This is a genomic window from Candidatus Tiamatella incendiivivens (assembly GCA_015522635.1).
Classification (GTDB): domain Archaea; phylum Thermoproteota; class Thermoprotei_A; order Sulfolobales; family Acidilobaceae; genus Tiamatella; species Tiamatella incendiivivens.
This window is the reverse complement of record WALW01000025.1, coordinates 45,726-57,969: the sequence shown is the minus strand read 5'-3', so window position 1 is coordinate 57,969 and position 12,244 is coordinate 45,726. Positions and strand designations below refer to the sequence as shown.

Sequence of the window (12,244 nt, the reverse complement as noted above, 5' to 3'; positions counted from 1 at the left end):
TAGTGAACTTGTCTCGGAGAGAAACAGGCTTCAATCTAACCTATCGGGCATGCTACAGCAAGCTCAGAACACACCGGCTCAGTCTGAACCTGAGAAAAGCCAAAAATAGAGTACACTACTTCAATATATACCAAATAGAACCACCTTCAATGTCTCTCCAGCAATGACCCTATTATTTACTTAGAGAGGTGGTGTAGTTGTTTGGGAAGCTGAGATCTGCCCTTAAAAAAGGGGTTGAGACGGTCAGCGAGAAGGTTGCAAAGAAGATAACATATAAGGAATTATCAGAAGAGGATTTTGAAGGAATGGAAGAAGAACTCATACTTGAACTTGCTGGAAGCGATATAGCATACGATGTAGCTGTAGAAATAGTTGAGAATGTTAAGAGGGGACTTTTAGGAGTTAAAGTCAAGAGAGGGACAAACGTGAAGAGACTTGTTGAAGAAACTTTTAGAGAAGCCGTACTAAAAGTTTTGTCAAAACCAGAACAAATAGATCTTCTAGATGAAATAGATATGAGATGTAAACGGAAGCAGCTAACTAAGATAATGTTTCTGGGTGTGAATGGAGTCGGTAAAACAACTACTATAGCAAAAATAGCCTATCTCTTAAAGAAAAAAGGAATAACACCTGTCATAGCAGCTACAGATACATTTAGGGCTGGAGCTCAGGAACAGTTGAAGCTTCATTCGGAAAAACTAGGATTACCTTTTATAGGAGGTAAGTACGGGGCTGACCCAGCCTCTGTAGGGTATGATGCTATAAAATATGCTGAAGCTAGAGGATATTGTGTTGTCCTTATCGATACGGCTGGGAGACTTCACGTTGATCAAGACTTAATGGATGAATTGAAAAAAGTGACGAGGATTACTAGGCCTGACTACAAGGTATTAGTTATCGATTCCCTTACAGGTAATGATGCATTGGATCAAGTTAGATTTTTCGACGAAGCCGTCTCTATTAACGGTATAATATTAACGAAAATGGATGCAGATGTAAAAGGTGGAACAGCAGTTTCTGTCATAACAATGTCAGGCAAACCAGTAATATTTGTAGGAACCGGTCAGGAATATGATAATTTAGAACTATTCGTTCCAGCAGACCTAGTTGAGAAGATATTCTCTTAGTAACAAAAAATTTACTCGAGAAGTTTACTAATAATATCCCTTGCTGAAACTATTTTGATAAGCCTACCATCATCATCTACTACAGGGTATATCTCCGATCTTGTCTGAACCATCCACCCAATAATCCGTTTCAAATCCTCGTTTTCGTGTACTTCTATGAAGTTCCTAGACATTACTTCTTGTGCTGTAATGAAAAATGCCGTGTTGCTGAAGATCATCATGTTTCTACATTTAACACCTTTCTTACAAGGAGTCACCAAAATCTCTCTGGCAAGACTATGTCTGTAAGCAATACCCACTGGTTTATTATTATCGTCAGTTACAATTATAGCGTTATGATTACTAGCACGGATATTAGCAGCAACATAGTAAATGCTATGATCCTTATTGCACGTGATAACGTTCGACGAGGCGATGGATCTAACCTTTAAGCTTGCATCAACTTTCGATTGTATGGCTATTAAAAGATCCCATAAAGTTATCCTACCGATTAGTTTCCCTTGGTAATCTACTACAGGAAGTTCGTCTAGGTACAGGTTATTGACGATCTGACTGGCTGCAGTCTTTAACGTTTGCCGAGTTCGAACTATTCTTTCATCGTTATCTCCATAAGGCTCCATTAAATCTTCAATTCTTACTTTGGTAAGAGGTTTTTGGTAGAGTTTCTTGTCCATAAACTTATTTCCTACTAGGTCTGTGTGTACGAATCCTTCCAGTTTACCCTCATCTAGAACATATATTGTTTTCAATTGAGTTCTTTCTATAAGGTCTAAAGCTTTTGTGAAGCTTGTTTTCATAGGGACTGTAAGGACATCTCTGCGATAAAACCTCGCTATCCTATCGTATAGGTGAATTTTCGGCATGAAATTCACCTGGCTAGCAGGCCATATAAGACATCGCGTTCAGTGATTACGCCAACAATAGATTCCTGCTCTATGACAGGCAATCCGCTTAGCCCTGTTTTTATCATTCTTTCTGCAACTTCTCCGATGTCTTCGTTGGGATGGGCAGCACTGTAATATGGAGTATAGATTTCAGCTATAGGGATATTTAATACGTCTCTTATATCTCCCGTTTTGACGTAATCGAATGCTTTATGAGACCCGAAGAAGGAAATTATTCCCTTGGCTGTAATAAATCCAGCTAATTTATCTCTGTCAAACACTAACAGCCTTCTGAATCCGTACTTAACGATAAGCTTCATTGTTTTCCAGAGAGTTTCTTCTTTATTTATACCTACTACCGTTTTACTCATAACTTCGGCAACCGTCCTCCCGGTAGTTTTACCGGCAAGATGCTTTACTAAATCGTGCTCTGTTAGAACACCGTTTACATTGTTTTCCTGATCTGTAACAGGTAGGAATCCGACTCCATGTTCAACCATGATTTTAAGGGCTTCATCGATCTTTGCAGTATCCTCTATGAAGATAGGTGATTTGTAAACTAGTGCTTCAATGTTCACCTTTTCCAGCGACTCGTATATATTGAACTTGAACTTTTTGCTAACTATATCAAAGAGACTTCCGCCTCCTAGGTAGTTGATCAGATCACTACTAGTTAGTACACCATAGAGTCTACCGTTAGACTCAACTACAGGTAATCCTCTAACGTTATTTGACGCTATTTCCCCTATTGCTTCAAGGACATTAGAGTCTTTCAATATTGTTATAGGAGGTTTAGAAGCTATCAGAAGAGCCTCCCCCAGCTTCTCCACGATGTGTTGGTTCCAGTTAGGTTGCCCATCGCTTCTAACCCATCTGTAACCTTCTACTCTACGCCTAATCGGAGGCGGAATATGATGAGTCATGAGTTATCACCTCGTTATAAGCTTGGATCTATTAATGAATGGATTATGTGTCTTCCAGAATAAATCTTGTTATATCTGATCTATCAATTATTCCTACTAACTTGCTGTGTTCCTCTGTAACTGGTATCCTGCCAAAGCCTGTTGAAGCCATTATTTCAATGAGCCTCCATAAATCTTGGCTGGGTTTAACAGTGATAGCAGGGGTAGACATTATTTCTTTCACTTTCACATTTCTAGCAGGCCCAGATTCTGAGTCAAGTACTATTCCAGATGAACGTTTCCGCAGGATATCATATTGAGTAAGGATGCCTATACATTTTAATTTAGAATCGACAACGGGGAGTCCCGCAAATTTTTCTTTAACTAACTTCCTTATCGTATGTGAAATCGCGTTATCTTGAGTGACATATATCAAGTTGGTTGATGACATGACTTCTGAAACTTTATTTTTGGATAATTTTTCCTTCAAGAGCCTATTTCCGTAGATCCATCTAATGAAGGCCTCAAGGCTTATGGTGCCTGTGGGATTCCCATCTTTGTTAATCAAGGGAACAGTCCATTCATCCTCGTCGACCATTAGTTTTAGTGTAGTCGGGGCATTATCCAAACTTTCAACTAAAATCTTTGGTCTCTCCATCAAACTCCTTACGTATAGGTTTGATTTGGTGGAGGTCAAGGTGATTATTGTAGCTCTATAGATTATTCCGCTAAGTAACTGACGTTCATCTGTCACAAGAGCTATTCTAGGTGCATATTTCCGGAACTCCCTTCTAGCTTTGGTTAACGGGTAGTCCGGTTTGAGTTCAAGGAAATATGAATCCTTTATCTCTTTAAGAGAAAGGGATAAGGTGTGCAGAAGCATTCACCAAAAAATAATAGGTAGTTAGTTTCTAATAAAACTACTTCTTCATAGCCCACCATGCTGCAGCTATGATTATTATGATTATTATGATTACTGTAGTCCATAGGAGGGCAGCGTTACTCTTCTTCGGAGCAGTTGAAGTTGAAGAAGACGTTGACGTCTGAGTAGTTGTACTTGTTTGTACGGGCGGTGTTGTAGTTGTCGTACTCGTTGTGGTGGTTTGTGTCGTACTTGATGACTGTGTTGATGTGGTCTGACAATCTGCTGGCAGATTCATAGGCGTCTCGTTCAGGAACTTCTTCCACATGTTAACGAGTTGGTATGCTATACATGGAACTTGCGGTGCCGGTTTGCTATGATCTGTAGACTCGAACTGTTTAAGCAAGCTGTCCGCTCTATTTATCATAGCATTCTCCCATTCAAGTTTCAGCTGGTTGAGTAATGTTGCATCACTACGCATCTTATTGTTCATGCTTGCAGCATATTTCTCTGAGAATGTTACATTCTTACCAGTAGCAGGATCCTTGAAAGATAGCGGGCTCAACAGTTTCCACGAGTAATATGCCATCCATTCATCACTTATCTTATGGTTGATCCATGCATTTGCTATTTCGCTCCATGTAGTCTGAAGATCCTGGTGGGCATTCCCTACTAGAGCAGCTGAGAAGTACTGTTGCATAACGAACTCCCAGCTAGCTGCTCTTGTATCGTTGAAAATGAAGCCTATATTCCCTAAAGCATTCTCGTAACTCTGTTGGAGGTCAGGTCTCTTCAAATCAGGTGGGGCAACTTTGAATACTGCTGGATTTATAGGAAGCCTGTTTATGTCTTTGTCAAGCCAAACCTGCTGTCCACCATACTCGCTAAGTACCCATGCTATGAACGCTAGAGCTTGAATAGGGTGCCTTGTTTTCTTAGATAAGGCAATCGGATCTCCATTGATAGCCGTTTGTTTTTGCGGCATTATATACTCGGTATGCGGGTTTATCTGCATAGCAATATAGCCGTAGAAGTCTATTGTCACACCTACTGCAATCTCTCCTTGGATTACTCCTTCTCTTACAGCATCACTTGCATCGTAAATCTTAGAGTTACCTGCAAATCCTGTCAGAATCATCCACCCTAAATCCCATCCATACACCTGGAGCATTATCTCGTATATCCTTGTGTTGCTCGTGGATTTTGTTGGATCAGCCCCTCCTACGCTTAACTGTGGTGTAGTGGCGAATATAGGGTTCGATAGGTCTACCCATGTACTAGGTGTAGGTAGATTCCATTCCTTCAGCTTGTCATGGTTGACTGTGAAGCCGAAACTACTTAAAGCAGCAGCAATCCAATATATCTTACCGTCCGAACCGAATCTCTTTAATGGTATTCCATGTATGGTATCAGGGAACTTGCTGGCTTCGTAGAGAGCGGCATATGCTGCTTTATTATTATCAGGGCTAATCGGAGCCAAGTAACCGTCGTTGTATAGATAATCGAAGAGTGTAGGACCGCCACCCCAAGCTACGTCAATAGGTGCTTTACTCATATAGTACTCAAATAATGTCGGTCCTACTTGTACGAAGTTTAGCCCTACTATGTTTAATTTTTTCGCAACCGGACTGTTAAGGAATAGTTCCTTTGTCTTTTGCTGTATAGCTATGTCATGCCTGGTTATAATAAGCAGTTTGACAGGGCCTGTATCACCGCTCTGTTTCCATAACTGTACTAGGTAGTCAAGCCAAGGATAAGGCTCTTGTGCATTTCCCCAAGGCCACGTATTATCGGATGCTTTGGTATTAATTACGGTAATAGGTGCTGCTATCGAGAATACTAGACCTACTATTAGGATTATGGAAGCTAATCTTAGAATTTTATTCATCCTCCATCCCTCGAGGCATTTTCAGGGAATATATAGTGTAATGGTTGGTAACAAAATATTTTCCTCTTATTAGATAGTAATTATTTATAAGTAACAACTATTTCCAAGGATTACCTAGAAATACCTATTATGGGGTGTAATATAAATGAATATGAAAACAGTAACAATTCTCTTAATCCTGGTAATAGGAGTATCCATGTTAGCACTGGTACCGCATCCAGCAAACGCTGAGACTTCAACAATAGTGATAGGATTTGACATGGCGCATGGTGAAAACGCAAAGTATGTGACTAACATATCAAAGACGCTTGACTATGCAAAGATCATACTAATAAATGAGTCATTCGACCAGGTGGATTTAAATCAGTTTAATATTATTGTAGTAGGACAACCAACATCCTATCTGAATCCAGATGAAATGGATGCCCTAGTTAACTGGCTCAACACGGGCGGTAAGGTATTATGGTTAGCAGGAGACTCTGATTATGGAAGTGGAAACGTTACACAAGCTGCAGTCAATGCTGTAGCTGAGTATGTTGGATCACACCTAAGAGTAGATGAAAGTGCAATATACGACAACACACATGATGCACAGAAATTCTATAGGGTTCTAGCTCAGGTATACCCTGACAAGGAAGCCTCAGCAGTAGCTGAGGGTATAACAAATCCTATACTAGCCCACGGGCCGGACAACGTTGTCTACGCCTACGATAATGGTACAGTAGATCTACTTGCCTGCTCAACACCACCAGATAATGTGATAAGAATAGCTAGATATTATCCTACTGCCTATATAGCTGATAACAATCCACCACCTCCACTTGCTATAAACCAGATATTCGCTGCCGGATTAGCTCCTGGTACAGGTGCAACTGCTGAAGCAGTAACTGGCTGTTCAAACGCCAACTACACGTTCATTGCAGCTGAAGTACTACCAACGTCTAGCCATAAAGCTTCGCTAGTTATAGTTAGCGGCGAATCACCATATGGAGACTATGAACCAACATTCGCTCCATCATATTATGGTGTGACCTTAGATGGGCCTAAGTTCATCTATAATGTATTCAAGTGGGCCTATAATTTCGTCCAGACATACACGCCTCCCGTAGCAGCGACTGTAACTGTGACTCATACAGTAACTCAGTCAGTTACCCAGACAAAAACAACTACACAAACAGTCACCAATACCATAACTCACACAGCTACGTCAACTACAACACAAGTTTCACAGACAACACTTACCGCCGAGAAATCAAATACCGGTGCAGTTATAGGTGCAGCTATTATAGTGTTTATAGCTATAGTAGCAGCTGCATATATACTCAAGAAATGAATTTAACCCTATCCCCATACAATTCCTTTATTTTTTCCAGTAATCCATAAAGGATTTCCACCTTAATTTTCTTCGTTTTACTATCTCGAGAATAGATTATTTCCTTGTGAAAGAAAACAGGTTCCCTAGAGAAACAGCAGATAATTATACTTTCAAACCCCATTTCTACGGCAAGTAAAACCGCTCTATCGCCATCTGTGAATCCACCGATATTGCGTATACACTCGTAATCTTCTGTCTGGGAGGTTACGATCAATCTACTATACTGTAGTAGCGAATTCAGGGTTGTAATACGGTAAATATTATCACCGTGAGGATGTATAGCTATATATTTATTCATTTCCTGGATAAGATAGTACAGCCTAAGAGGGCCATCAAGGTCAGAGACTACTATATCCGGTAGGGTTCCCGTTTTAAGGAAGAATGTATATGAAGCTCCGTCCACTCCTATGAGAACATTATTTTCTGATAATGTTGACTGGAGCTTTTGAAGCTGACTCAATTCAGGGCCTATTATGACAGCTGTTTTCCTATAGGAAGCCATTTCTCTTAAGTTAAGCCATATTTCGTTGACTTTTCTACAGTTGATTAACGAATAAATATATTGTACGGCAATTCTATCCCTAGAAGGGTCGAGATTCAGCAGTTTATAACCGGTCGTGAGATAAAAATCCTTGAAGTAATTATTTGAATGTTTGTTTAGCATCTCAATTCATCTAGTATCTTCAGATAATATTCTCTCGAAGTGGATCTTTTTACTGATTCCGAGCAGACGTAATAGATTTTACAGTAGTCATTTTTCTCTATAACATCTGCCTGCAGTTTAGTGTAATATACCATTAATTCTATGAGACAGCCATCAGCTCTCGAGTATCCTTTATCTAATAACTCTAAAGCACTAGACTTGTTTAACGGTTTGACTTCTATCCTCTTGTAATTTTTAGAGTGTGTTACTCTTTTAATGATCCCTTCCACATAGGTATGGATATCAGGGATAATATAGCACTGCGAATCTGCGGTGTATATTGTTTTTAGTTCTCCTTTCAGGGACTGATAGAATATTCTTGCATCTAAAACGGGATAGATGAATATTCTAATTCCATCGTTTATTTTTGAATAGAGTCTAGAGTCGTTGAATATTCTAGCATATATATAGTTGTCTGTGCATTTCACGCCTAATGGCATAAAGTAGTTGGAATTACATAAGACTGCAATTGTTTCTATATACGTATCATAGCATTTGTATGCTTTTTCCTTTTTCAGTTTGATATCACCTTAACCAGCTTTGAAAGAGTTATACATATGGCTTCTTCTGTTCTGATCGTTGTAGTTCCCTGGTCTTTTAGCGTGTTTAGTACTTCATCGTATTCTATACCTTTGTAGATGGACTTGATTCCTTTACTTGGTCCTCCGAATACAAAGGCTCGTTTCTTTGCGATCCAACACTTCGAGCACCTCTCTAGGGGGGTTCCTTTAACACTTGTTCCAAATATACCATCTGGCTTAATGTTAAGGATAATTTTGTGCAAGTCCTGTATTCTATTTACACAATGTATGGTGAAACCAGTATAATACTTCTCTTCATTTATGATTCTTCCTTCATTAACGTTTACTAGGATTAAAGAATTTAAGCGATATCTTGAGTTTGTCTTTATACCAATAGGCTTATCTAACCCTATATCTACCTCGACTCGCCTATCGCTTGATTCAACTACCAACCCAAGTCTTATAGGGTCTAGTTTTAGATTTGTTGTTACATTATGTATGGCTAAGTTGAGAGGATACGCTATTCCTACCTTTCTAAGAGTTTCACTTTTCTTAACATACTTCTTAAGGTACGGTGGCATTAGTAAATATTTAAGAACACTACAGAAAGTTTTGAAGTTTCCATTTTTCCTCTCGTCACAATATATTATAACACCGTCAGCTTGGAAGATTCCTAGAATCCTTGCAATTCTTGATACAGTCAGAGTCTTTAATTCCAGTGTAGGTTCAACAGAGAGTATAGAAGATGGTATGATTATTATATCTGAAAACGGATTGTTCTTTAAAATATTCTTTACTGGCATATTTATAGGAACCTAGTAGGTTCTTTGGTTAGCGTCTCCCTTTCTTCCGCTTCTTTTTCTCTTGGGTTCCTACCATCGCAGCTTTCTTCCTAGCTTCTTCTTCAACTTCTTTCCTCGTTGAATCCATGAACAGTGTAGTTTTCTGTCTACCTCCCATTTATATCACCAAGTAATAAAGCATGGCTGGAGCATATTTAATAAGGTTATATTTCTGTTTTTACATTAAGTATCAATCGGTGTAAGGCGATGGCTTTCCTTTTCCGGGATAAACCCCAAGAGAATCCAGCTGGAATGCTCAAGGAACTAATGCAGAGAAAGAAAACAACCCCTGTAATAGGTGTATTCAACCCTGCCAGTGCTTTGCTAGTGGAATCGATGGGTTTTGATGCAATATACCTGAGTGGTGCAGCCTTAACAGGTAGTCTAGCGATGCCCGATTTAGGGCTTATAACACTCACCGAATTAGTCAAGTCAACCCGGTACATAACAAGGATAACTAATCTACCTTTGATCGTTGATACGGACACAGGCTTTGGTGAAACCATTAACGTTCAAAGAACGGTGAGAGATTTAATCGGCGCTGGAGCAGCAGCCATTCAAATAGAAGACCAAGTCCTTCCGAAGAAATGCGGTCATTTAAAGGGCAAGAAACTAGCTCCAGCCGAAGAAATGACCAGGAAAATAATTGCTGCAAAAAGGATTGCCAAAGATAAAATGCTTATCATTGCGAGGACTGATGCTAGAGGTGTTGAAGGCCTAGACGAAGCCTTAAGAAGAGCCAAGCTTTACGAGCAGGCAGGAGCTGACATAATTTTCCCTGAAGCACTAACAAATGAAGAAGAATTCAGAGAGTTTTCAAAGAAAATCAATATACCACTCTTAGCGAACATGACAGAGTTCGGGAAAACTCCATATTTCACTGTTGAAGACTTCAGCAAATGGGGATACAAACTAGTCTTATTCCCGGTAACTCTACTCAGAATATCCTTAGGAGCTATGAGAGATGCTCTGAGAGTAATAAAATCGGAAGGAACCCAGAGAAACATACTGGATAGAATGATGACTAGGCAAGAATTCTATGAACTCATAGGTTATTATGAATATGAAAAAGAGGATAACACCATTTACAAACTTTCCAAGGAGATCTCCTAACTTTCATTATTAATATTTCATACTTTAAACAACCTTCTCTAGCTAGTGCCCCTTAATACATATGGGGCATCAAATGAGTAAGTCACTCCATAAAAAGGGATTATCCAATCTAATAAGTGCTCTTTTACTAATAATTATATTAGTCAACTCTATAGTTGTATTACAAAAATATACTAACTACTCCACAGGTGTGATAGAAGAAGAGGTTCGCAGTAATATTCCCACGAACCTAGAGACGATCAGACTGTCTAATGGAACCGTATTAGTCTACAATAATGAAGACAGAATAATTAGAATTAGATATATAATTTACTCCAACTCCTCCTATAAGAAAACAGATTTTCAGATAAACCCGAAAAGTAACATTCTATTAAATGAAAGCGATGTCACTGCATTGATAACTGATGATTCGCACGTCATCATAGTCCCGAAAAAGCCTATTCCCATATTAAGTAACGAGCTATACCAATCTTGTATCCCTTTAAAGAGGGATCTGCAAGTAGGTATAGGAGATGGTTATTTATCAAAGGTATTTCAATATGTCGTATATCCAGCTATCAATAGTATCGTGCTAAGAAAATATGCTGATTATTCTCTGGATAATTACCTTCAAGTTGATTTAAGTAAAATAAATAGCTTAAGATTCGATGTAGCATACATAAAAAGGAATTCTACTTTTATAACAAGCAATTTCCACGGATTCAATAATGAAACTTTAATTATAAATGTAACTAAAGCTGGCTTTGAAACTAGTTATAAAAAGAACTACGTATACGATTTTAATTCGAGCAAGTACTTAGAAGATGTAAAGGAAATCGACTTAATTCCTATACTAGGTTCGGTGGTTTTAGACGATGAAAACGCGACAGTCACCTATCACATCCATTACTCTTCACTAATATCTAGGCTTTACTTATATGTTAATGGGGAATTATACGATACCATATCTAGTGGAAATTACTTCTCAATGGGTTCAACCTTTAATGTAACTATAAAACGTATAGGTATACATCAGCTACTATTTCTTCTGAAGGCTAGAAATGCTAACTATAATAGGATTATCCCGTATTCCTCGAATACAGTCCTATCACTTGGAACAGGTGTTAAAATAGGATCAATCGAAATTAATACAACCATAAAACTATATCCCTCCATTGTAATAGTGCCTCCGCCATTAGATACCGAGTTTGCATTGCAGTTAAACGGAACAACCCCCATTTACGCTAATGTTCGAAACGTCTTCCAGTATTATTCTATGCACATATATCCTAGTTACATATCGCTTATTACAAGAGGTTTCAGGTTAAAAGGAAATGGAAGTTTAGTATACAGCAATGAGTTAAACAAACCATTAATATTGTTCTACTCATACAAGAATAATTATCATTTCACAGTAACCCACGGCCCATTTTTAGGAGTCATTGGTCTAGCATATAATGGATACTCCCGGTATCTTAATTACTTTGTAATCCCGTATGTGTCAAATGATTCTCCTGTTTTAGAGATAGTTAAGGATACCGTTTCAAAACTGTTATTCACCAAAGCTTTCTCCAATAACAATTCTATATGCACTTGTTCAATTTCCACTATTTTCCTTCAGAAGCTTTATACTCACTCAACGGAAAATGAGGCGTTAGCTGTATACAATTACATGCCAATTATAGGTAATCTCCTCCTCAATTACCCCCAAGCTCTATCCGGTGGAGACAATATTGTAATCCTACCAGTCCGATACCTTAACCTCTCAGACACTAAGTCTCTAAGATTAGTTCAGTATAAAGCCATCAACGGTAGTATCGAGGAAGCAAAGCTATGTTTCAACTCGAATTACAGGGGATACATCGTTATAAGAGGCTACCCTTATTCGATGGTATACCTAGTAAAGCCTAGTGAAATAGTACCGCAAGGAGTTAATGGAGTTATTATCGGAGACAATTATATCGTTGCAAAAATACCTGCAAACGGTACTGTTGCAATGCCTTTTACAACACTATCGCAAACGACTCCCTAATATCTTCAGCGTCATT

The 12,244-nt window shown here is 38.7% G+C and carries 11 protein-coding genes; 4 read left to right on the top strand and 7 right to left on the bottom strand.

Going from position 1 to position 12,244, the window contains the following annotated elements:
- The first annotated feature begins 197 nt into the window (after positions 1–197).
- On the top strand, positions 198–1,127 hold the full coding sequence (ftsY, locus tag F7B60_06570) for a signal recognition particle-docking protein FtsY (protein ID MCE4615173.1): 930 nt from the start codon (positions 198–200) through the stop codon (positions 1,125–1,127).
- A gap of 11 nt (positions 1,128–1,138) precedes the next feature.
- On the opposite strand, the gene F7B60_06565 is transcribed toward ftsY, so the two are convergent.
- Genes F7B60_06565 through F7B60_06550 form a run of 4 tightly spaced genes read right to left on the bottom strand, consistent with a single transcriptional unit; the run spans position 1,139 to position 5,663 of the window.
- Entirely contained in the window at positions 1,139–1,990 is an 852-nt protein-coding gene (locus F7B60_06565) for a CBS domain-containing protein (GenBank protein MCE4615172.1), read from the bottom strand.
- Positions 1,991–1,995: 5 nt separating this feature from the next.
- Complete coding sequence (locus tag F7B60_06560; protein MCE4615171.1) at positions 1,996–2,934, bottom strand: CBS domain-containing protein; 939 nt, start codon at positions 2,932–2,934, stop codon at positions 1,996–1,998.
- A gap of 43 nt (positions 2,935–2,977) precedes the next feature.
- The gene (locus F7B60_06555; GenBank protein MCE4615170.1) at positions 2,978–3,796 is read right to left on the bottom strand and encodes a CBS domain-containing protein; all 819 of its coding nucleotides are present in this window, start codon (positions 3,794–3,796) and stop codon (positions 2,978–2,980) included.
- Between the two features lie 37 nt (positions 3,797–3,833).
- Positions 3,834–5,663: an ABC transporter substrate-binding protein gene (locus F7B60_06550; protein ID MCE4615169.1), complete on the bottom strand. Its 1,830-nt coding sequence runs from the start codon at positions 5,661–5,663 to the stop codon at positions 3,834–3,836.
- A 145-nt stretch (positions 5,664–5,808) separates the two neighbouring features.
- Between F7B60_06550 and F7B60_06545 the strand changes: the two genes are divergently transcribed.
- Positions 5,809–6,996 carry a GldG family protein gene (locus tag F7B60_06545; protein MCE4615168.1) on the top strand — a complete coding sequence of 396 codons (1,188 nt, stop codon included), beginning with the start codon at positions 5,809–5,811 and terminating at the stop codon, positions 6,994–6,996.
- Here the strand turns inward: F7B60_06545 and F7B60_06540 are convergent.
- The 3 genes from F7B60_06540 to F7B60_06530 all read right to left on the bottom strand — a co-directional run bounded on the left by F7B60_06540 (position 6,986) and on the right by F7B60_06530 (position 9,065).
- Complete coding sequence (locus tag F7B60_06540; protein MCE4615167.1) at positions 6,986–7,702, bottom strand: DUF115 domain-containing protein; 717 nt, start codon at positions 7,700–7,702, stop codon at positions 6,986–6,988. The genes F7B60_06545 and F7B60_06540 overlap by 11 nt on opposite strands.
- The gene (locus F7B60_06535; GenBank protein ID MCE4615166.1) at positions 7,696–8,169 is read right to left on the bottom strand and encodes a DUF447 family protein; all 474 of its coding nucleotides are present in this window, start codon (positions 8,167–8,169) and stop codon (positions 7,696–7,698) included. Before F7B60_06535 ends, F7B60_06540 begins: the two co-directional genes overlap by 7 nt.
- 86 nt (positions 8,170–8,255) lie before the next feature.
- Positions 8,256–9,065 carry a hypothetical protein gene (locus F7B60_06530; GenBank protein ID MCE4615165.1) on the bottom strand — a complete coding sequence of 270 codons (810 nt, stop codon included), beginning with the start codon at positions 9,063–9,065 and terminating at the stop codon, positions 8,256–8,258.
- A gap of 246 nt (positions 9,066–9,311) precedes the next feature.
- On the opposite strand from F7B60_06530, the gene prpB reads away from it, so the two are divergent.
- Together prpB and F7B60_06520 are read left to right on the top strand one after the other, a co-directional pair.
- Positions 9,312–10,217, top strand: coding sequence for a methylisocitrate lyase (gene prpB, locus F7B60_06525; protein ID MCE4615164.1), 906 nt, complete (start codon positions 9,312–9,314; stop codon positions 10,215–10,217).
- Positions 10,218–10,290: 73 nt separating this feature from the next.
- The gene (locus tag F7B60_06520; protein MCE4615163.1) at positions 10,291–12,228 is read left to right on the top strand and encodes a hypothetical protein; all 1,938 of its coding nucleotides are present in this window, start codon (positions 10,291–10,293) and stop codon (positions 12,226–12,228) included.
- Positions 12,229–12,244 lie beyond the last annotated feature (16 nt).